Genomic DNA, 22,459 nt, shown 5'->3' on the forward strand with positions numbered 1-22,459 from the left:
TTTCATTACATATATTTTTATAATTTGTAAATAAAAAAAGTGCTAATAAATTAGCACTTTTTCATAGTATATTATAATTTTAAAATCTATTTAGTAATTTTAAAACATTTTTTTAGAATTAGTAGGATAACTAAACTTATAATCATCCAAGTTCCAAAATCTATAGTAAATTTTATTATGTTAAAAGGTTCACTGAAAATTGAATAGTTAAAATCAGTTAGTTTAAATATTCCTCTTGATACTATATAAGCAAATATAACTGTTATTATTTCTAATGAACGCTCACTAATTTTCATACAAATTTCACCACCTATTATCTATTGAATTTTAAATATTCCTATTAAAATTCTGTTCTTTTATTTTTATTAATTAATTTGTATAAAAAATATGCAATTGCTCCTGTAATGAAATTAGATTGAATGCCTCTATGCAGCATATTTTCTTGGAATGACATTTTTTCATACATCTCACCTTGTGTCATATTTAACTCTTTTTGTCTCTTATCCATTGCTTCAATATATTTATATTGAGCCACTACCATTAATCCAAGTGTAATAACTATGATACCCACTAAAAAACAAACAATTAAGTCCATGTTTATCTCTCCCCTATATATGATTTAAATAAATCTGATTAATGATTTTTTGCATCTTATTTGGATGTTGAATTTATTATATTATATAGTTTTAATAAACTCAAATAACGTTTTCAATACCATTTATCTGAATTTCTTGTATTTTTGAGAAAAACATGTTGTTTTCTTCCTTTTGCTTTTAATATTGCTTATTTTCTATGATCTTCATTATTCATATATAATTATCATTTGGATAGTCTTTATATCTCAATCTTGTTCCACAATAAGGACAATGAGTAATATCATCCATATCCCCATGTCTAATAGCAAAATTTCTTTCGCACTTAGGACACTTCCAATATATTAAATCTAAAACTATAGATATAATAAATGAAATCATTATACTTGCTATTGCAAAAAATCCGCCTACCTTTGTATCAAATATAGTGCTGAAAACAACCCATATGGGGAAAGAAATCACAATACCCCCATATAAAAAATAAATAGCAATTGCTCTATATTTAAAAACCTTTTTTCCTTCTGTTATAAATCTTTCTTCATCACTCAAATACTATCACCTACCTTTTAAAATAATCAAATAACTATTCAAAGTAATTACATAATAAAATCTATTCATACAAATTATATTTATAAATAGTTTTTTGATAGGAGGCATACAATGAATATTAACTGGTTAGAATGGTTGGGTTATTTAGCTTCACTTCTTGTTCTAATATCTCTATTAATGAATTCCATAATAAAGCTAAGGTGGATTAATTTATTAGGTTCTGGTATATTTTCTCTTTATGGATTCTTAATTGGTGCATTACCAGTAGGATTTATGAATCTTGGTATTGTCTTAATAAACATATATCATCTTATAAAGATATATCGATCTAAGGAGTACTTTAAGATTCTTTCTATTGAAGGTAACTCTCAGTATTTTGATTACTTCCTAGACTTTTATAAAAATGAGATTGAAAAATACTCTGATAAGGCTAAATTTAATATTAGTAATTTCGATGTGAGCTTTTTTATCTTAAGAAATATGGTGCCAGCAGGACTATTTATAGGTTCACGTTATAATGAAGATACTCTTAATGTAGAGCTTGATTTTGTTATACCAGAATACAGAGATTTTAAAATTGGCACATATGTGTTTGAACATAATAAACACTATTTTATAGATAAAGGTTATTCTAAATTTATAAGTTTTTCATCAAAAGATGAGCATATTGAATACTTAAAGAAAATGGGGTTTAAAGAAAGTGTAGAGAATGATCGCAAATGTTTTATAAAATCAATAAATATCTAACTTTTAAAAGATAACAAAGTTCAAAATAGAACTTTGTTATCTTTATTTATAACTACATTAAACGTCTTTAAATCACATAGAAATTCATTGAAAGTTAAAACTCTTGAATGGTCTAATATAATCTTTGCACTATTGACCATCTTTTTATCTTGGGTAACTAATGTATATTGTTTATAATTTTCACAGATACAAATAAGATTATAGTCATTTCTAGAGAGTTTATTGCCATTTATAGAATACATATGTTTATTGACATCATGCTTAATACAAACATTAGGTTTACAAATTTCTGCAAAATCAACTGCATCCTCATTAATTATATGTCCCAATAATTTTAGAAATTTATCTGTAAGTACTGGTACTCCATTAACTTCTCTAAATTCTTTTATAGATAATTCTGCAGCTATATGATGATAAATCTTAAAATCAATTTCATCATTACCTTCCATAGCTTCAAATAAGTCAGGATATTCATTCCATATTTTTATAACTATATTAGTATCTAATAGGTATTCTTTATTAACCATGTTATTTTTCTCCTTATAATCAACAACTTAGGTTTTTATAGTTTATATCCTTTCTTATATTACCCAATAAGTTATCATTTATTTTAATTAAATACATACCTACAATAAATGTAATACATTCAGCAAATGGAACTGTAAGCCATACTCCACTCATTCCTATAATTATAGGAAGTATATTTATACCTAAAATTATAAATACTATTCCTCTGCTTGCTGCTATTATAATAGATCCTTTAGCATCTCCTATAGCTGTAAAATACCCTGAATTAATTATGTTATATCCACACATTAAAAAGGAAAATGCATATATTTTTGATCCATCTACTGCTAAATTTAACACCTCTTTGTTTCCACTTACAAACATTGATACTAATTGCTTTCCAAATAAAAATAATATAAAGAATAGTATTACTCCAACAATTAAATTTATCTTTGTTGCTAGCTTTAGTGTACCATTTACTCTATCATATTTTTTGTATCCGTAATTATAGCTAAGTATAGGTCCTATTCCATCTGATATACCAAACATTATAAATGTTCCAAATTGAGATACATAATTTATTGTTGTAAATGCTGCAACCCCAGCTTCCCCAGCTATTTTCATGAATGCCATATTAAACACATATGCAGTTGTTGCTATTGCAATTGCAGTTACTCCTTCTGATGAACCATTATATGCCATTGGTACTATTGTTGATTTATCAAATTTACCACTAAATATATTTACTATATTCTTTTTATTTAACATAGGACGTACTACTATAAAAAATGCTGATACATATGCTACTCCTGTAGCAAAGGCTGCTCCTTTTATTCCTAAACCTAGTTGTTTTACAAGTGTATAATTCAAACAAATATTAGTAGCTAAACTTAAAATCATACCCTTTAAATACAATTCTGGTTTTCCTACTACTCTATCAATAAATCCAAATAGAAACATTAAAGACATTACGGGTGCAAATACAGCTATAGTTTTTACATATGTTGATACACCATCTAATAATACTTCATTTGCACCTAATAATACTGCAATTTCTCTATTAAATAATCTTCCAGTTATTGCTATAATTAAAGATATTATTATAATACATATAAGTGCTGTTTTGAATATATTTTGTGCTTCTTCTTTTTTACCTTCTCCCAAACTTCTTCCTATGAAGCTTAGAGAACCTACACTTATTATCATACTACAGCCTATTATTACCTGCATAAATGGCTGAACTAAATTGGCACAAGCCAGTGCATTTTGTCCAACAAAATTTCCTAAGAATATCCCATCTACTATAGTTTGCGCACCTGCTATTACCATAGAGATTATTGCTGGAATTGAATACTTAATAAATAATTTAGATATTTTTTCACTTCCTAATATATTTTCACTCATTTACTCTACCTCCAAAAGAATATAAAAAACATCCAGTACTTATATACTGACTATGTTTTTTTCTAACGGAGTAGATTATAAACCTTTGTGTTACACAAAAGTCAATATTTTTTTACAGGTATTTGTATTTCGAATAATACTTCTTCACTTTGATCTGTAACACTAATGTCTATTTGAACAATTTGAAGGACATCACCACATACTCTATACCCCTCTTTCTTAATATATTCAATCATTTCTTGCAAATTAACTTCCATATCCCAAATAGTTCCTTTATAATACATGCAAGCATAAGTACCTTTAGGAATTTTTTTAATATACTTTTCATCAATGTTCTCTTTATCTTTAATAAAAAGAAACATAACAACTGATTCTGTGTACTTATTAGACTCTATGTCCTTTTGTTTTCTAATTGTTCCATAGCGATTACTTGCAACTATAGGTGATATTTCTTTTAATGCATTCTCTAATTCAATACATGCATAACCTAAGTCAATCTCATTTTTTATAGATTTATCAAAAGTAACTATTTCTCTTTCTTTAATTTCTTTAATAACTATATCGTGAAAATCTGATACCTGAGAAATATCTTCTAAGTGTTTAATTTTTTCACCAATACTTTCTTCTAATTGTTGTAATTCTTTAATTCTCTTTCTAAGTTCATTATGTTTATCTTTTAATATATTGAAAGACTGTTTTAAATTTCTATTATTAAAGTACTTCTTAATTTCATCAATACTCATGCCTAGTTGACGAAGCTCTTTAATGGTTCCTAATTCTTCATGCTGTAAAATAGAATAGTATCTATATCCAGTTTTAGGATCTATTTTAATAGGCTTAAGTAAACCTATTCTATCATAGTGTCTTAATGTTTCAGTAGTAACATTTCTTAGTTTTGCGAATTCGCCAATTGATAGTTTATCTTTCACTTTTTCTCACCTTCTCCTAATCCTATATATAGTTTACTATATTTTTTCGTAGATTGTGGCTCTTAGTGAAACACCTGTTTTATTAGAAAGTTATTATCATCAATATCCTCATCGCTATATATACTCATGATATAGCTCTTTATAAAGCTAGGTTTAGCTTCCTCCCATAGCTTAAATCCTTCTGAATTTATAATTTCCTGTGTATTATTGTCTGTACCTTCAAAATATTTTACATTCACTTTTTTAAAAGTTTCTGCCATTAAATTTTTTTGCCTATCATCATAATTTTTATCTTCTTTTAAAAATTTATAAGCCATATCATACCCTTTATCCGCAAAAAAAGTATAGGAATATTTCTTAAATTCATTTAAATTCTTATCAAGTATTCCCTTTTCTTTAGACCACCCTTCTACATCAACAAATGCAGTACTATAATTATACGAATTTAACTCAGGAGAGTAGTCAAGGATTCCATATTGCTGTGGATACACTGAAAGTGAGCTTGTTGCAATATCAAAAAACTTTTCAGATACATTTGATTTACTAATTTTTTCATATGAACTTATGTCCTGAATATGAACATGTCCACTTAATGCTAAATTCAAACCTAGGTCTGAAAATTTTTCTAACACTTCTTTATTATTGTTAATTGTAAAACCTGCTCTGATAATCTTACTATGATCTAATAAGTTATGATGCATCACTGTAATAATTTTTGCATCATTTTCTTTTGCTAATTCACTACATTCTTGTATCCACTCAAAGGTTTCATCTTTAATCATCCCATCTGTTTGGGGTTGACCATACTTTTGATTATCTGAATATTTATTTGTATCAAGCATTAATAGCCATGTATCCTCTGAGGGAGCTGCAAGATAACTTAATGTATGTTTATCTTTTGAAATAGCTTCATTATATCCAAAATTGTTATAAATCTTACTAAAGTCTTTATCAGTTATAGTATCTACAAAATATCTTTTATTGTCTTTAAATCCTAATGCCCATGGATTCAATATATCATGATTGCCAGGAATTACATAGACAGAGATTCCCATCTCTTCAATCTTATTTAACTTCTCTGCTAACTCAATATGACTTTGTTTTTCTCCATTATTTGTTAAATCACCACTAATTATCAAAATCTCTGGTTTCTTCTGTTCAATATCATTTATAAAAGCTTCTAATATTTCATCTATATAATTTAGCTGTTTCCCATCTCCATCAATAAAAAATTTCTGAAATGCTTCACCCTCATCTCTTAAACCTTCAGCTAAGTAGTGAATATCATTTGTTACAAAAAACGTGATTTTTTCACCAGATTTAAATTTCGGAGATATAGTCATTTGTGTATTATTAGTACATCCGGTTAGAATGAGAATAATAAAACCTATAGTTATTAATAACCTTTTGTAAGTATTCATATTACCTCCTAATATATTAATTATTTCAATAATATCAAAATTTATTATCTATAATTAATTCTATTAGTATTTTTCATAATTCTATAGGTAAGTTTGGTTTTAAAAACTATAAAAATGGCACCTATTACTATTTAATTAATTGTATATAAAAAAACAGACTCAAAAGTCTGTTTCTCTTTTTTAATTCCAAAGTGCAGGTTCTTCATAAAATTCCCAACGCACTATTTTATTTTCTGAATTAAAATAAATATTTAAATATAAATCATTAGATACGCGTTCATGATATCCATAATAAGAATAGTAATATGCAATAGTTTGGTCCAAATCTCCCTCATTTTTATATTTTGTAAAAGAGTATTCGCCTAGAAGATTCTCTACTTCCTTTGCAGTCATATTCTTTTTTAAGTGTTTTTTTGTTAAGTCATCTATCATAAAATGTCTAATAGACGGATTGTTCTTCCACTTTTCTGATGAAAAATTAGTATATTGTTTGCATACCATTTCATTAGCACCAATAATTATTATTAAGCCAATTACAGCTCCTATTATTGATGCTTTTCTGATATGTTTTTTATATTTCAACATAACAAAAATATTTGAAATTACCATTGTTATCAACGGAATAAAAATTACTGCATCGTCTAAAAAATACTCTCCAGTTCTAATAAAAATAATGTAAAAAAACACTAAAAACAAACTAGCTACATAAATACATATCTCTCTAAGTATAATTGGAAGTATTCTTATACAATCTTTTATTAATTTAATCACAACCACCTCCATATTGGATATTAAAATGTCAATCCATTGTTTTCTAGATCTCCTACACAAAATCCAAAGTATATCCTATACCCTTATAATTGTAAATAGTAGATTAATAGCACTTATAGACACTTCTTAATAATAACTTAAAAATTTAGATACAATTCTTTAATCTTAAAAAAATAATAAATGTTAAAACAAAATAAATTTCCACCCCCTTTAATCATAGGGTGGAAATTTATAAATAATTCTATATTTTGTTTTTTTATATTCCTTTCATTACTTTAAAGTAATTACATTCGTAACATCAATTTCATCAAATGGTCTTCCATTATTTTTTGGCTTTTTACTATGTATCATTATTTTTTCACCAGATGGACTCCATGCAATAGGCATATAATATTCTCCTGCACAAATCAATGATGCTTTCTTTGTTTTTACATCTACTACATAAAGCCCTTCATGTCCTTCTTCATTTGATATATAAGCTACCTTTGTTCCATCTGAAGACCATCTTGCAGCATATATATATCCTTTAGCTAAAACCTCTCTTTGTTTTCCTTCTAGATCTGTCAATACCAATTCATTTACATCTTTCTCAAGATTTGATGTAAGCATAAGAAGTTGTTCTTTATCAGGAGATACACTAACCTCTTGAACATCATCTTTAACTAATTCTTTCTTTTCTTTTTTATTCATATCATAAACTTTTATTTTGTCATCATCATCTGCTCCACGATGTATTGTTACATAATATATTTTATCTCCAACTTTTATTGGATTTGTGATGCTACGTCCATTTAATGGATCTTTTGTTCCTATTGTTCCCTGTTCTACATCTTTTATTTTTTCTATATTTCCATTAACATTTATAATAGCAAACCCTCTAATACTATGGCAAGGAACAATTAACTCTTCATCATTAATCCATTGAGCTTCACTCAAATCATATTCATCTATAGCATTATCTGAAATTTTAACTATTGTATTTCCTTGTACATCTGCAATATAGCCTGTAGCCATTTTTTCAAATTCATTTCTATAAAATATATACTTGTTGCTCGGTGAAGAAATTGCCCCATCTTGAAATTTTAATTGATCACCAATTCCTTTTTCTTCTTTAGAATTTAGATTATATAAATAAAGATTTTTCACTTTAAAATCAGCCTTAAGTTTAGCATTATCAATTTTTATTGATTCTAATCCTTTGTTTTCTTTTGTGATTGCTATTTTGTTTTCATCTACCCAATCATATCCTGTTACACCTTCATAAGTATCAATTTTAGATGCAACCACCTCAGTTGCTAAAATATCTTTTGTATCCTTTATAATCGTTATATTTTTATTATTTTCTTTTCCTTTTACTTTATATTGTGTATATCCAAAAGTTCCTAATAAAGTACTAAACGCCAACAAACCTATTAATAATTTTCTTTTCATAATTTTTCAATTCCTCCTTATTTTCTATAAGAATACTATACCTAATTGATTTTTCAAAAGTATATCTAATTATTTCAAAACTGTAAACTTTTATAAAGAAGGAAAAGAAATTAAAAATGTAGTTCCTTTTTCTTTTGTATCTAATAACAAAATGGTTCCTTTTTGTTTTTCTATTAATTCTTTTACAAGAGAAAGACCTAATCCTGTTCCTCCATGATTTTTGGATTGATCTTTATTAACCATATAAAAAGGTTCAAATATCTTCTCTCTTGCTTCTTTTGGAATCCCAATTCCTGTATCTGCTACTTCTATAAATACTTTTCTGTCCTTAGTATAGCTATTAATAAATATTTCTCCATTAACCGTGTTATATTTTATAGCATTGTCTATTAAATTAATAAAAATATGCATTAGATTTTCTTTATCTCCTAAAATAAATCCGGATTTCAAGCTTTTTATTAAGCTAATATTAAACTTATGAGCTTTGCCTTGCATGCGACTGCAAATTTCTTCTAGTATGTCTTTCACATCTACTTTTTCACATTGAAATTCAAAATCATATTTTTGCAAGGAAGATAAATGTAAAATTTTCTCCACCATCTCATAAAGTCTTTGTGTCTCTTTTACGATATTCACTTTTGCATCTTTCAGCAAATTAGGATCGTCTGAATACATATCCAATACATCCATATATGTTTTTATAACTGTAAGAGGTGTTTTGAATTCATGTGTTATATTCCCAATAAAAGTTTTCTGCTGCTTTTCTAATGCTTTTAGTTTTTGTACTGCTAATCTAAGCTTTTGCTGTTCTTCTTCCATTTTTTTTATATTTTCTTCAATTTGACTGCTCATATAATAAATTCCTTCACTCAATTCCCCAAGTTCATCCTTCCTTCTAAGAGGAACAATACGATTATATAAGCCCATCTTAATATCTAGTGTATCTTTTTTGAGTTTAACAATACTTTTAGAAAATGTATTAAAATAAAAATATGCACCCATGAAACTTAATACAAATACAGCAGCTCCTATTCTGATAAAAAGGGATTTTATATTATTATAAAAATTAATATTTTTTTTAAGTGAATAATAAAATTTAATAACTCCTATTTGGTCTCCATTATAAATAGGAGCCATATATTCTACATAATCTCCTGCAATTTGATACGCTATTTGATCCTTCAGTGCGTGAGAAAGTAACTCTTTAACATCTTTTCTATTATTATATGGCATAGAATTAGCTATTTCTTTTCCATTCATATCATAAATTGCAGTATGCATTCCATTTATTGAATTTAACTGACTTACAAGTTTTGATCCACTCTTTTGTAAAAACTGTCCTGAATCTTCTATTGATTCTGTAAGATATATTTGCTTGATATATGTGTTTGCAATTTTAACCTGTTGTGCTAAATACGTTTCATAATCCTTCTTTTGATTGTTTCGTATTCCACTTAGCACTAGTATGCTGAGTATACTCACTGTCAAAAGTAGAAGAATTGCTAAAAACACACTAGATTTTATCTTTATACTAACCTTCATAGATTTCACCTACAGCTTTATATCCTACTCTATATACTGTTTGTATTATATTTTCATATGATTTACCTAATTTTTTTCTAAGTCTTTGAATGTGAATATCCACAGTGCGGGTTCCTCCAATATACTCCATCCCCCAAATTAAATCTAAAAGTTCATCTCTTGTATATACTCTATCTAAATTTGATAATAAAAGAACTAGCAAATCAAATTCCTTAGGCGTCAATTCCACTTCTTTTTCTTTTATAAGAACTTTTCTTTGTTTTAACATAACCTTCACATCTTTAATTTGTATATCTGTATCTTCAGATTCATTTGTATTTTTATTTAACCTTCTAAGTAATGATTTAACCCTTGCCATTACTTCTCTTATATCAAAAGGCTTTGTTATATAATCATCCGCTCCTAACTCTAATCCTAATACTTTGTCTACAATATCATTTTTTGCAGTAAGCATGACAATTCCTAAATTTTCTCTATTATCTAATTTCCTGCATACTTCAAATCCATTCATTTTTGGCATCATCACATCTATAATCACTATATGTGGATTAAAGTTTTTTATATTATTTAATGCTTCTTCTCCATTATAAGCCACGTCAACACTGTAACCTTCTCTTTTAAAAGTATATGCAATTAAGTCTGCAATACTTTTTTCATCATCTACTACTAATATTTTTTCTTCCATGCATTTATCACCCTCTCTATATATCACAGTATAATATATCTAATAAAAAATTATCAATTATTTATAGAGATAATTTTAATTAGCAAAAACCACCATATGAAGTTATTAACCTCTGGTGGTTCTCTTATTTTCATTTCTTTATATATTATTTATTCATCTAATATATCCTTAAATATATTACTTTTCTAGATTGTCACAGTAGATGTTCATAGCTTCTTTTAAAAATTCGGCAAGCCCTTCCTTGTATTTATCAATATTAGTCTTAAAGCGTTCATCATTAACATACAGTTCTCCAAGTCCTCTAAATATTTCCGGAGTACAGTCATAGAAATACTTTGTAATATGCTGTCTTAACTCTCCTACAGCTTCTTGAACTTGTGAATCTGCTGGTCCTTTATCCATAACATTTGCGATTTTTTTATAGATTTCATCCCATTTTGCCATTATTGCAGCCCAATCATTTTTTCCATATCCTGAAGTCTTCTCCTGACTTTCTTTATATGCTTTAGTATTTCCGTACTTTTGTCTTACCTCTTTTGCATATTTTTCTTTGTGCTCTTCTATCTTAGTCATATCAAATGCTTCAAACATTTCTTTTTTATTCATATCAATTCCTCCCTCAATTGAATCGATTGTCTTTTCTACAGATTTAATTATTTTTTCAAGTCTTTTCTTTTTCTCTACAAGTAGTTCTTTATGAGACTTTAATGCTTGTTTTTTATCAAATCCAGGACTATCTAAAATTGTTTTTATTTCTTGGAGGCTAAATTCAAGTTCTTTAAAAAATAAAACTTGCTGTAACCTTTCAAGGTTTTTATCTGTATAAAGTCTGTATCCGGCCGGACTTACAGACTCTGGTTTAAGCAGTCCAATTTTATCATAATGATGAAGCATACGTACGCTTATCCCCACCATATCTGCTACTTCTTTTACCTTGTAGTACATCTTATCACCTCCATCTTTATAGTAATCTATAACACAGTGTTAGGGTCAATAATAATTTTATAAAAAATATACTTTCTTATTAAACCAATTGAACTACCCTCTGGTACTGCGGTATCCATCCCATTTTAAAGCTTCCAACTCTTCCATTTCTATTCTTGGCTACAATACATTCCAGCTTCCCCCTGTCCTTTGAATCCATGTTGTAATATTCATCCCTATACAAAAACATAACAACATCTCCATCCTGCTCTATTAAACCTGATTCCCTTAAATCAGAAAGCATAGGTCTATGGTCAGCTCTCTGCTCAACCGCTCTGTTTAACTGACTTAAAGCTATTACTGTAATATCAAGATCCTTTGCCATATTCTTAAGTTCTCTTGTTATTGTACTTATCTCCTGTTGTCTATTTTCAGCTTTTGCATTTATAAGTCCTATATAATCAATAAGTACCACATCTAAATTGTATTTTAGCTTTAAAGCCTTACATTTTGCTCTTATTTCACTAACTGTAATATCTGAAGTATCATCAATAAATAAGTTTTTATCTCCTAAAGCACTGCTGCATTTTGCAAGTTCAACCCACTCCTTATCATTTATACTAGCTTTTCTAATATTCTGATAAGGTATCAATGCAGTAAATGAAAAAATTCTTTGCATAATCTGAAACTTGCTCATTTCTATGCTAAAAACAGCTGCTGAACCATTATTTTTTACTATATTCATTATCAAATTTAGTCCAAAAGCTGTCTTACCCATTGAAGGTCTTGCAGCAACTATAATAAATTCTCCCTTCTGCATTCCACCAGTAGCTATATTTAATTCTTTATAACCTGTAGAAATTCCTAACAACTCGCCTTTCTTACCATAATTATCTTCCAGCTTTTTAAAACTGTCCTCCACTATATCACTTATATGAGCCATCTTATTTTCTTTTTCTGTATATATATTGTATAACCCCTGTTCCACCATATCAGCTATATTTTTTGATGTCTTTTCTTCACTATAAGCCATTTTTTGTGCATTGTAGGACATTATAATAATTTTTCTAAGTCTTGCTTTCTCCTTTATAATCTTTATGTAACTATTTATATCCTCATATCCCATGAAGCTTGATAATAACTTAGAAAGATACGTGACCCCTCCAACATCTTTAAGTCCATTTCCTATTCTGTCACTTAAAGTTAAAACACTTATTTCTATATCATTTTTATATAAATCACACATTGTTCTAAATATAAATTGATGCCTTGTACTATAAAAATCCTCAATTTTTAAACTGCTTATTACCTGGGAAATTTTTGAATTGTTGTTTAGAATTATTCCTAAACTCCCTGCTTCAGCTTGTAAATTTTGTGGTAACTTATTCATAACACAACTCCCCCTCTACACTTCCAAAGCTTGTTCTTTAAATTCATTTATATATGCACTTGCATTTATTTTCTTTTCATTAACCTTTACTTCTGTTTGATTTAGATAAATTTCAAATTTACTTCCAAACAAAGTATCTGGTCTCAAATACTTTGCCATCTTCTCTTCACCAAGCCATTCCTCAACCTTTATATCAATTACCTTTTTAAAGTCATTAAGCCTGTACCCATCTTTCCACCTAGCATTGATGCATTTACATGTAAGCTTTGAATTATGCTTGTAATTAGAATTAATCCTTTTATTTAGATAATCAATTATTTCAAAGTAAGGTATATTATTCTTTATACATTCTTTGTTCTTTTTGTTTATATCCAAGCTCTGTTTCCTTTGTGTTTCTTTACTGTTACCTTGATAGATATAATTTTGGTACAATTCCCAATTTACAATGGTTATAAGTGTGTACTGTCTGTTACCTATACCATGATTTATAGAGATCATATTCTTTTTTATCATCCATTCACAAACTCTTTTTATAGTCTTTGGATTAGGCTCCTTCCATCTCAGCTTTTCATACCACCCTACTCCTTTTGCGATATTTCTATAGCTTGTTAAATACTGTCCTCTTTTTATAAGAAGCTTGTCCCCGTCCATCATAGGTATTTCGCACTTCTCATGATTTGCTCTATATTTTATAAACTGCCATACCCTGTGATACAAAGGAGGCATGTACCATATTTCAGAATGAAGTTCTTTTCTATAGTCTTTAATATATCCACTCATATTCATCACCTTTTCCAACTTATATTTCAATTAGTAAATATGCAGTTATAAATTTTTATGTACCATTTTTTACAAAAAATAAAGCTAATAAAAAGAACTGGCTACAGATTCTATAGCTATGCTAATTTTAAAAAAAAGATAATTGCACGTTTTGTATTGTTTTTTATTATTGTTTATTGTTTTGTATTGTTATATAATTGAAATAAGAAAAATTCAATAGAAAATTTAATATTTTTTTGATTTTATGACAAAAAATAGAGAGGAGCTCTAGTATGCCTGATTATGACAAGATGTTAAAAGAATTTAAAAAGCAAGAAGAAATATTGCAGTTTACTAAATTTACTAGTGAAACAGCTTTAGAAATTGGTATGAAGTTGATTGAGAAAGCAAAAAATAAAAATATACCAATTACTGTTGATATCGTAAAAAATGGGCATCAATTATTTCACTATTCATCAGAAGGAACTTCACCAGACAATGATCAATGGATTATTAGAAAGAATAAAGTGGTCAATAGATTTCATACGAGTTCTTTGTATATTGGTACCAAATTAAAGATGGAAGAGAAGACGCTAGAAGAAAAATATCATATTTCTTCTAAAGAATATTTACCTTATGGAGGAGCGTTTCCATTAATTATTAAAAATGTAGGAGTAGTAGGTACTATTTCTGTATCTGGCTCAAGACAAATAATAGAACATAACTTAATTGTAGAGGTTTTGACAGAAATTTTATCAAATTAAGGTAATTTTAGATGTGTAATTCATTCTCCTGTAAAAAATACAGATTAATAAACAAAAACAGAGAAGAATAAATGATTTATTCTTCTCCATCAATACCATTATATTAAAACATTTTTTATTATTTTATACCTTGAGTTCCTTTTATCAAACGCATTACTGATTCAGTTGTTTTTAAAAGATTTTTCCTACAGCAAATCTTAGCTTCCTCAAAAGGTATTGGTTGAAGATTTGTTGAGAATATTGAAGTAATACCTCTTTCATATACTTTTTCAGCCTCATCACCAACTGCTCCAACTATAGCTATTACTGGAATATCATATTTTGAAGCTTTCTCTGCAATTCCAACTGGAACCTTTCCTCTCAAACTTTGACCATCTATTTTACCTTCACCTGTTATAACTAAATCTGCATTAGAAATTATTTCATCATATTTTACAACATCTAATACTATTTTTATTCCAGGCTGAAGTTTTGCTCCTGCAAAAGCCACAAGACCTGCTCCAAGACCTCCTGCTGCACCAGATCCAGGTATATTTTGAACATCCACACCCAAATCTCTTCCTACTATTCCAGCAAAATTCTTTAGATTTTCATCTAACATTTTTACCATTCTTTCATCAGCACCTTTTTGTGGTCCAAAAATATATGCTGCTCCAGATGGTCCAAATAGTGGGTTGTCTACATCACATGCAGCAACTATTGTACAATTCTTAATTCTCTTATCAATACCTGATATATCAATACGTTCTAGATTCTCTAAACCTCCACCATTTAAATCAACCTCTTTATTTTCCTCATCTAAAAACCTCACACCTAATGCTGCCGCCATACCAATACCACCATCATTAGTAGCACTGCCACCTATACCTACAATAATCTTTAAACATCCTCTGTCTAATGCATCTAAAATCAACTGTCCTGTACCATAAGTAGTAGCAACCAGTGGATTTTTTCTATCTTCTACAAGGGTAAGACCTGATGCAGCTGCCATCTCAATAACAGCTGTTTCTTTATCTGGTAAAACGCCATAAAAAGCTTCTACTTCTTCAAATAAAGGATTTTTTACTTTAACTTTTATTTTTTCTCCTCCAATAGCTGTTAAAAATGCATCTACAGTTCCTTCTCCCCCATCTGCTATAGGAATCTTTATTACTTCTGTATCTGGAAAAATATTTTTAATACCTTGTTCAATAATACTGCATACCTCAATTGAGCTCATTGTTCCTTTAAAAGAATCTGGTGATATAATAATCTTTTTCAAAGTCATTCCCCCTTGTAAATTAAAAAAGGTCCAAACCTAAAATAGTCTAAACCTTTAAATGACTTATATTAAAATTTAATGGTGCTCCTGAGGTGATTCGAACACCCGACCTACTGATTACGAATCAGTTGCTCTACCAACTGAGCCACAGGAGCAATATAAAATTTATCTATAAAGATATTTTACTACTATGTAAAACCCTATATCAAGATATTTTTTACATTTATACTATAATTATTCAATAAAATAGTAAATAAATTTATCTTATCTAAATCTTTGTCCGTTTCTATTTCTCCTTCTGCAGTGTCTACACATAACCATATCGTTATCACATGATGAGTTTACTTTTGAACCACAACTAGGACATATTACAGTTATATTATTTAAATTATCTGTACTTTCTTCCCATTCATGTCCGCAGTTTTCACAAGTAATTTTGCATTTATTTAAAGTGTAATTTCCACCTTCTATTTTTAACCTTTTACCATTTATAAGGCTGTCTGCTACCTTTTGTTTAGCACTTGAATATATTCTTTGAAAAGTAGAACGAGCAATTCCCATAACTTCTGCACATTGAATTTGATCAAGTCCCTCTAAATCCATAAGTCTTATGCTTTCTACTTCTTCAATATTCATATATATTATGTCTTTATCGTTGCTATCCAACTCTAAAGGACCAAAGTTTCTGAATCTTGGTAAATACATTACTCTTCTAAATTTGGGCGGTCTTGGCATAAAAAATCTCCTTTCGTAAAATAAAAATAGCATACTATTTATAGTATGCTATTTTTATTTTACATCTAAAATTATGCATCGCCAAGCATCTTTAATTTTTCTTCTATAACCTTCAGTTTTTCTTCCAATAAATCTTTTTCTCTTTTTAATAAAGACTTTTTTTCTTCATCATTTAAATCCTCATATGCAATCCAGTTTCCAAATCCTCTGCCCCAATTAAAGCATCTTCCAAAATCTCTTCCTCTAACTCTATATCTTCTGCCAAATCCTCTTCCAGTCATTGGACCTTCTTCAAATGGACCCATTCCATTTAATCCTGCCATATATACGCTCCTTTCAAAATTTGGTTATGAGCATATGCTCTTTATGTTTTAATTATAAATCTTTTTGGGTATATGTCAATAACTTTTTTTAACATTTATTTGCTAAGTGGCTAGATATGTTTATAATTATTTTTTTTGCTTATACTAAAATATAAAGCTAAGAATTATTTTTACACTTCAGCTTTCTTTTACTGTAAATTTATTATGTAAATATGAATTATTATTAATGGTCACAAGGAGGTATTTTGTATGTTTCAAACGGTTCCTGCTAGAAAAAATAATAAGGATTCTTCGGTAGATGAATTTTTTGAAGATAATTTTTTCTCATCAGCTTTAATGAATACTCCTTTTAGTGTTGATGTAAAAGAAACAGACGATTCTTATTTACTTGAAGCAGATTTACCTGGAGTAAAAATAGAAACCATAGAATTAGATTATGAAAATAATTATTTAACAATTAGGGCAAAACGTGATGACACTATGGAAGATAAACAAGATAATTATATAAGACGTGAAAGAAAATATGGAGAATTTAGAAGAAGCTTTTATATAGATGATGTTGAAGAAGATAAAATAGATGCTTCTTTTAATGATGGTGTTTTAAAACTTACTCTTCCAAAACAATAAAAAATAAGGCAGTACCATTAATGGTATTGCCTTATTTTTATGCTTCAAGTAAGCTGAAATAAAATTCTACTCCTTGCTCCGTATTTCTAACACCAAATTTACTTTTGTGCATTTCTAAAATATTTTTAACTATAGGAAGTCCCAAGCCCGTTCCACCTAATGCCTTACTCCTTGATTTTTCTACCCTGTAAAATCTGTGCCAAATTTTGTGAAGTTGCTCCTCTGGTATATGTGATCCGCTATTTTCAATATACACATTTATCTCTTTATCTTTTACTTCTGTTTTTACTTTAATAAATCCACTGTTTTCAGAATATCTAATAGCATTACTAAAAAGATTTACAATTACCTGCTCTATTTTTTTTGCATCAGCATAAACTTCACAACAGTCTATATCTAAATCAACTTTTAAATTTTTATCTTCAGCAATATGTCTAAATTTATCACTTGTATTCACAATGATATCTTTTATATCAAAGTTACTTTTCTCTAAATTGTGTGCTCCTGCTTCCAATTTAGACAACTCCAGCATATCTAATACAAGCCCATTCATCTTTTCTATTTCATCTATTATAACTTCTAAATAATAGTCCTTTTTATCTTCATATATACCATCTTTAATTCCCTCTGCAAAACCTTTCATAATTCCAAGAGGAGTTTTTAATTCATGTGAAACACTTGCTACAAATTCTTTTCTTATCTTATCTTGTTCCTTCTCTTTTTCTATATCATCTTTTAGTTTTTCATTTGCTTTCTTTAATTCCCTCATATTATTATCTAAATTCTTTGATAAGGTATTTAAACTTTTTGATAAACTACCTAATTCATCCTCTGATTTTACTTCACAACAAACTGAAAAATCTAAATTTGCCATATTTTTAGCAACATTATTAATTTTAATAAGAGGTTTTGAAATCATTTTAGAATATGCAAAAGATAATATAACTATAAATAATATTGCCAATAAAAACATATATCCATAATATTTTTTCATTATTCCAATAGCTTCATCTACTGGTTGAAGAGATGTTAAAACAAAAATATATTCTTTGTTGCCCTTCTTTGTTGTAAGTGGTTTTATACAAACTAAATTTTGTGTTTTTGATTCAGGTTCATTATAGCTATAACTTATTATCTCGTTATTTACTATTCCCTTTACTTTATCCTCGTTGTAAAACCATGAATCTACCTGCTCCATTAGTAAAGTTTCTTTATATATCATATCGCTGCTAATATCATTTGAATTGTCTGCATATACAACCGTTCCTTTTATTTTCTTTACTTCTTCACTTTGTCCATATATTATTTCCTCATCGCCATTATCTAGATTATAATCATAAATTTCTACTTCATCTATATCAACAGCTTTACTAACATATTTTTTTCCTTTACTTTCTATTATTATAGGATTTATTATATCTTCATTATCATAAACATTTATCCCTTCGACATAAATACTATCTCCTTTTTTAGTTTTAAACTCTGTTCCATCATTTGAATCTACAATATATTCCGTAGGTATTTTATAATAATTATCATTTTTATCTTTAATTATAACTACTGAATTATAAAAACTATACATATATAAATTTTTAGGAAAGCCAACCTCATTAGTAATAATTATTGCTGAATTATTTTCTTTGATAAAATTATCTATTTCTTTTATTCCATCATTTATTGACCAATTAGAATCTAAATATTTTTTACTAAAGTCTTCAATATTTTTCTCTATAATTTTTGTTTTTTCTTTTATATAAAATTTGCTAAAAAAAGTACTTTGTAAACTCATTTGAATAACTATAAATACAGTAAATACAATTACAGTAATAAAAAATAATTTATATACAATACTTTTACTTTTCATTATTCACCTCAAATTTGTATCCTACCCTTATAACAGTACAGATACACTCTGATTTATCACCTAGTTTCTTTCTTAACTTCTTAATGTGAGTATCTACAACTCTTGAATCTCCGAAATAATCATATCCCCAAACTTTATTTAGAATATTTTCTCTAGACAATACAATTCCCTTATTCTCCATCATGTAGCAAAGTAATTGATATTCTTTCGGAGATAAATCTATAACTTCACTATTAACTTTAACAATATGAGACTGTTTATTTATTTCAATTCCTTTCATATCTATTATTTGTTTGTCATTTCTAATATTTCCTTCTATTCTCTTTAGAAAAGTTTTTACTCTTGCAACTAAAACCTTGGGACTAAAAGGTTTTGTTACATATTCATCTGCACCTAACTCAAACCCCATAAGCTTATCATCTTCATCTGAACGAGCTGTTAACATAATTATGGGAATATCCGATTCTTTTCTTATACGCTTGCATACAGACCATCCATCTATCTTAGGAATCATAATGTCCAAAATCACTGCATCCAGCTCATTTTTCTGAAAAATTTCCATAGCTTTTTTACCATCTTCAGCTTCAAAAACTTGAAAACCACTAGCTTTAAAATAATCTGCAGTAATTTCTCTCATTCTATCTTCATCTTCAACTATTAAAACTTTTTTATCCATATATTCAACTCCTATTTCTAGTAAAAACTTCAAATAATAAAATATAGAAAATACTTATATCTATTAATTATATATTAACCTTAGAAATAGGAAAAGAGTGCAGCAGCACTCTTAAAATAAATATTATTTTAATCCTAAATTTTTTCTGATTTCCTTTCTTATCTTAACTAATTCAGGGAAATCATAGAAGAATAACATCTTCTTTTCAGCTATAGTTTTTCCTTGTGGTTTATTTTCTGTTACAAATGTTCTGAATGATTCTGCTATATCCTCTTCTGGATTAGTTGAAGCATAACCTGAAACAAATTGGTTACTATATTTTTCATAAAAAGCTAAATTAGGTTGTCCATCTTCTTCATTATTTTCAGCTTTGTTAAGTTTTTTGTAATCATCATAAATATTTGCCCAGAACTTTTTATAGAATAAATTTAAGTAAGCATTCTTTTTAGTAGTTCCTTCATCTGTAGTATAAGTTGAGCTTTTTTCTTTATGTTCCGGTATAACTTGTTCATTATTTAAAGTTAAAACATGTCCAAATTCATGAATAATAGTCTCATTTAAATCTTTATCTATTAATTTTCCTTTTTCATCAAATGCATCTTTTATATCTATAGATAATGTCCATACTTTATTACTATCGTCCGGATAAACATAAGCCAGTATATTATCTTTACCATCTGTAACTACTTCATATCTTTTGATTTTATTAAGATAAGATTTAGGTATTATTTGTTTTGCTCTATCCCACATTAATTTATGTTTTTTTATATCTTCTTTTGATAGTTTCTTATTCTCTCCATCAGTAGATTTAAGCTGTATATTGTTATTTTTAACTTCATAAGAAGCTATTAACTTACTCATTTCCTCTGCAAAATCACCATTTTCAGAAAAAATTCCAGCTTCCTGTATTAAATTCTCAAGTTCTTGCCAAAGAGAATCTGCTTCTGTATATTTTTTTTCTTCTTCATATTTAATAATTTCAGAATACAATTTTTCTAATTTTTTAATTTGCTCTTTATCAAGCTTTTTAGTCTCTTCTCCTAATATATCTTGAATAGTTGGTATACCTTGCTCTTCTAATTCATTTATACCATAGTCTTCACACTCTACACATATTGGCATATATTTATCTAAAATTTTATAAATTTCATCCCAAACTTTACTTGCTTCTTCAAACTTCTCTGTATCCTCTAATGATATTGCTTTATTATATAAACCTTCTAATTTTTTAATATCTTCTTTTTTAATATCTCCTCCTATGCTCTTTAAGAATTCTTCAAATGTTGGTACTTCTATTTCACCAAAGTCTATATCATCAATTTCTACATTTTCATTCTCCTGTTGTAATTGCATAACCGCACTTTTAAAATTCTTGTCTCCTAAATATGCCTTATTAACTTCTCTTGCTTGTACACTTGTTGCTATTGCTGAAGATAGCATCATTGTTGCTGTTATTCCCATAATTAATTTTTTAATCTTTTTAGATATCATTTTATCCCCTCCTGAAATTTTTATTTTTCGTTTATCTCTAATCTTAATATACATCTGTGATGTGTACTCTTTGTGTACTTACTATGTATTTAAAAAATTTATTATTATTAATTATAACAAAATAAAACCTATACATTTAAATGTATAGGTTTAAATATCTAATTTAGGTTTAAATTACCTCTAATTTCTTTTCTTATCTTAACTAACTCAGGGAAATCGTAGAAGAACAACATTTTCTTTTCTGCTATAGTTTTTCCTTGTGGTTTGTTTTCTGTTACAAATGTTCTAAATGATTCTGCTATATCCTCTTCTGGATTAGTTGCAGCATAATCTGAAACAAATTGATCTTTATATTTTTCATAGAAGTCTAAATTAGTTTCTGGTTCTTCTGGAACATTTCCATCGTATTTTTCATCATTAGCCCTTTTTAATTCATCATGAATACCATTCCAGAATTTTTTATAAAAAAGATTCAAGTAAGCATCTTTGTTAGTAGTCCCTTCATTTGTAACATAAGTTGGACTTGCTTCATCATATTCTGGTACAACTTGTTCATGATTTAAAGTTAAAATATGACCAAACTCATGAACAATAGTCTCATCCAATGCTTTACCTATTAATTTCCCATTTTCATCAAATGCATCTTTTATATCTATAGATAATGTCCATATTTTATTGTTTTCATCCGCATTAACAAATGCCAATATATTATCTGGACCATCTGTAATTACTTCATATCTTTTGATTCTGTTTAAATATGATTTTGGTATTATCTGTTTTGCTCTCTCCCACATTATTTTGTGTTTTTCTGCATCTTCTTTTGATATTTCCTTATTGTTTTCACCAATAGATTTAAGCTGTATATTATTACTATTTACTTCATAAGAAGCCATCAATTTATTCATCTCATTTTCAAATTGACCATTACTCTTATCTTTCTTCACTTTACTTTCTATTTTAGTGTTTTTAGCTGTATCATTATTTTTATCACATCCTACTAATACAGCACTTCCACTTACTATAGTAAAAGCTATTAATAAAGTTAATATTTTTTTACACTTCAATG

At 27.8% G+C, this 22,459-nt stretch carries 24 protein-coding genes and 1 tRNA gene; 3 read left to right on the forward strand and 22 right to left on the reverse strand.

All coding sequences use genetic code 11. The annotated features are described in order from the left end of the window. Nucleotides 1–86: 86 nt before the first annotated feature. The 3 genes from OXH55_RS16505 to OXH55_RS16515 form a co-directional block, all read right to left on the reverse strand. Entirely contained in the window at nucleotides 87–296 is a 210-nt protein-coding gene (locus OXH55_RS16505; protein ID WP_268051160.1) for a hypothetical protein, read from the reverse strand. A 44-nt stretch (nucleotides 297–340) separates the two neighbouring features. After that, on the reverse strand, nucleotides 341–595 hold the full coding sequence (locus tag OXH55_RS16510) for a DUF3949 domain-containing protein (protein WP_268051161.1): 255 nt from the start codon (nucleotides 593–595) through the stop codon (nucleotides 341–343). A 211-nt stretch (nucleotides 596–806) separates the two neighbouring features. Next, the gene (locus tag OXH55_RS16515) at nucleotides 807–1,142 is read right to left on the reverse strand and encodes a hypothetical protein (protein WP_268051162.1); all 336 of its coding nucleotides are present in this window, start codon (nucleotides 1,140–1,142) and stop codon (nucleotides 807–809) included. Nucleotides 1,143–1,253: 111 nt separating this feature from the next. On the opposite strand from OXH55_RS16515, the gene OXH55_RS16520 reads away from it, so the two are divergent. Then, nucleotides 1,254–1,889: a hypothetical protein gene (locus tag OXH55_RS16520; RefSeq protein WP_268051163.1), complete on the forward strand. Its 636-nt coding sequence runs from the start codon at nucleotides 1,254–1,256 to the stop codon at nucleotides 1,887–1,889. Between the two features lie 20 nt (nucleotides 1,890–1,909). Here the strand turns inward: OXH55_RS16520 and OXH55_RS16525 are convergent, their stop codons facing one another. The 11 genes from OXH55_RS16525 to OXH55_RS16575 form a co-directional block, all read right to left on the reverse strand. Then, nucleotides 1,910–2,416: a PIN domain-containing protein gene (locus OXH55_RS16525; protein ID WP_268051164.1), complete on the reverse strand. Its 507-nt coding sequence runs from the start codon at nucleotides 2,414–2,416 to the stop codon at nucleotides 1,910–1,912. Between the two features lie 19 nt (nucleotides 2,417–2,435). After that, nucleotides 2,436–3,800: an MATE family efflux transporter gene (locus OXH55_RS16530; protein ID WP_268051165.1), complete on the reverse strand. Its 1,365-nt coding sequence runs from the start codon at nucleotides 3,798–3,800 to the stop codon at nucleotides 2,436–2,438. A gap of 101 nt (nucleotides 3,801–3,901) precedes the next feature. Continuing rightward, nucleotides 3,902–4,729 carry a MerR family transcriptional regulator gene (locus tag OXH55_RS16535; protein ID WP_268051166.1) on the reverse strand — a complete coding sequence of 276 codons (828 nt, stop codon included), beginning with the start codon at nucleotides 4,727–4,729 and terminating at the stop codon, nucleotides 3,902–3,904. Nucleotides 4,730–4,791: 62 nt separating this feature from the next. Further along, complete coding sequence (locus OXH55_RS16540) at nucleotides 4,792–6,150, reverse strand: metallophosphoesterase (RefSeq protein ID WP_268051167.1); 1,359 nt, start codon at nucleotides 6,148–6,150, stop codon at nucleotides 4,792–4,794. Nucleotides 6,151–6,330: 180 nt separating this feature from the next. Then, entirely contained in the window at nucleotides 6,331–6,921 is a 591-nt protein-coding gene (locus OXH55_RS16545; RefSeq protein ID WP_268051168.1) for a hypothetical protein, read from the reverse strand. 270 nt (nucleotides 6,922–7,191) lie between these two features. Then, nucleotides 7,192–8,352, reverse strand: coding sequence for a TolB family protein (locus OXH55_RS16550; protein ID WP_268051169.1), 1,161 nt, complete (start codon nucleotides 8,350–8,352; stop codon nucleotides 7,192–7,194). 90 nt (nucleotides 8,353–8,442) lie between these two features. Continuing rightward, complete coding sequence (locus OXH55_RS16555; protein WP_268051170.1) at nucleotides 8,443–9,894, reverse strand: sensor histidine kinase; 1,452 nt, start codon at nucleotides 9,892–9,894, stop codon at nucleotides 8,443–8,445. After that, nucleotides 9,884–10,579 (reverse strand): response regulator transcription factor, encoded by a 696-nt coding sequence (locus tag OXH55_RS16560; protein WP_268051171.1) that lies wholly within the window; start codon nucleotides 10,577–10,579, stop codon nucleotides 9,884–9,886. The genes OXH55_RS16555 and OXH55_RS16560 overlap by 11 nt, the downstream gene beginning before the upstream one ends. 177 nt (nucleotides 10,580–10,756) lie before the next feature. Next, complete coding sequence (locus tag OXH55_RS16565; protein WP_268051172.1) at nucleotides 10,757–11,524, reverse strand: MerR family transcriptional regulator; 768 nt, start codon at nucleotides 11,522–11,524, stop codon at nucleotides 10,757–10,759. A 79-nt stretch (nucleotides 11,525–11,603) separates the two neighbouring features. Beyond that, the gene (dnaB, locus tag OXH55_RS16570) at nucleotides 11,604–12,893 is read right to left on the reverse strand and encodes a replicative DNA helicase (RefSeq protein ID WP_268051173.1); all 1,290 of its coding nucleotides are present in this window, start codon (nucleotides 12,891–12,893) and stop codon (nucleotides 11,604–11,606) included. Nucleotides 12,894–12,908: 15 nt separating this feature from the next. Continuing rightward, the gene (locus tag OXH55_RS16575) at nucleotides 12,909–13,673 is read right to left on the reverse strand and encodes a conserved phage C-terminal domain-containing protein (protein ID WP_268051174.1); all 765 of its coding nucleotides are present in this window, start codon (nucleotides 13,671–13,673) and stop codon (nucleotides 12,909–12,911) included. Nucleotides 13,674–13,945: 272 nt separating this feature from the next. Here OXH55_RS16575 and OXH55_RS16580 point away from each other — a divergent pair, with 272 nt between their 5' ends. After that, the gene (locus OXH55_RS16580; RefSeq protein WP_268051175.1) at nucleotides 13,946–14,416 is read left to right on the forward strand and encodes a heme-degrading domain-containing protein; all 471 of its coding nucleotides are present in this window, start codon (nucleotides 13,946–13,948) and stop codon (nucleotides 14,414–14,416) included. A 118-nt stretch (nucleotides 14,417–14,534) separates the two neighbouring features. Here the strand turns inward: OXH55_RS16580 and OXH55_RS16585 are convergent, their stop codons facing one another. The 4 genes from OXH55_RS16585 to OXH55_RS16600 all read right to left on the reverse strand — a co-directional run bounded on the left by OXH55_RS16585 (nucleotide 14,535) and on the right by OXH55_RS16600 (nucleotide 16,735). Continuing rightward, entirely contained in the window at nucleotides 14,535–15,677 is a 1,143-nt protein-coding gene (locus OXH55_RS16585) for a glycerate kinase family protein (protein ID WP_336296789.1), read from the reverse strand. A 79-nt stretch (nucleotides 15,678–15,756) separates the two neighbouring features. Next, nucleotides 15,757–15,832, reverse strand: a tRNA-Thr gene (locus OXH55_RS16590). A 109-nt stretch (nucleotides 15,833–15,941) separates the two neighbouring features. Next, a complete protein-coding gene (locus tag OXH55_RS16595; RefSeq protein ID WP_268051177.1) occupies nucleotides 15,942–16,412 on the reverse strand; it encodes a DUF134 domain-containing protein in 471 nt (156 codons plus the stop codon). 71 nt (nucleotides 16,413–16,483) lie between these two features. Beyond that, nucleotides 16,484–16,735 carry a DUF5320 domain-containing protein gene (locus OXH55_RS16600; protein WP_268051178.1) on the reverse strand — a complete coding sequence of 84 codons (252 nt, stop codon included), beginning with the start codon at nucleotides 16,733–16,735 and terminating at the stop codon, nucleotides 16,484–16,486. A 249-nt stretch (nucleotides 16,736–16,984) separates the two neighbouring features. Here OXH55_RS16600 and OXH55_RS16605 point away from each other — a divergent pair, with 249 nt between their 5' ends. After that, nucleotides 16,985–17,362 carry an Hsp20/alpha crystallin family protein gene (locus OXH55_RS16605; protein WP_268051179.1) on the forward strand — a complete coding sequence of 126 codons (378 nt, stop codon included), beginning with the start codon at nucleotides 16,985–16,987 and terminating at the stop codon, nucleotides 17,360–17,362. Between the two features lie 37 nt (nucleotides 17,363–17,399). On the opposite strand, the gene OXH55_RS16610 is transcribed toward OXH55_RS16605, so the two are convergent. From OXH55_RS16610 to OXH55_RS16625, 4 genes are all read right to left on the reverse strand, one after another. Next, the gene (locus tag OXH55_RS16610; RefSeq protein WP_268051180.1) at nucleotides 17,400–19,226 is read right to left on the reverse strand and encodes a sensor histidine kinase; all 1,827 of its coding nucleotides are present in this window, start codon (nucleotides 19,224–19,226) and stop codon (nucleotides 17,400–17,402) included. Further along, nucleotides 19,216–19,902 carry a response regulator transcription factor gene (locus OXH55_RS16615; protein WP_268051181.1) on the reverse strand — a complete coding sequence of 229 codons (687 nt, stop codon included), beginning with the start codon at nucleotides 19,900–19,902 and terminating at the stop codon, nucleotides 19,216–19,218. Before OXH55_RS16615 ends, OXH55_RS16610 begins: the two co-directional genes overlap by 11 nt. A gap of 123 nt (nucleotides 19,903–20,025) precedes the next feature. After that, nucleotides 20,026–21,393, reverse strand: coding sequence for a zinc-binding metallopeptidase (locus OXH55_RS16620; protein ID WP_268051182.1), 1,368 nt, complete (start codon nucleotides 21,391–21,393; stop codon nucleotides 20,026–20,028). A gap of 158 nt (nucleotides 21,394–21,551) precedes the next feature. Further along, the gene (locus OXH55_RS16625; RefSeq protein ID WP_268051183.1) at nucleotides 21,552–22,457 is read right to left on the reverse strand and encodes a putative zinc-binding metallopeptidase; all 906 of its coding nucleotides are present in this window, start codon (nucleotides 22,455–22,457) and stop codon (nucleotides 21,552–21,554) included. Nucleotides 22,458–22,459: the final 2 nt, after the last annotated feature.

This window comes from Clostridium ganghwense (assembly GCF_026735165.1).
GTDB lineage: Bacteria > Bacillota > Clostridia > Clostridiales > Clostridiaceae > Clostridium_H > Clostridium_H ganghwense.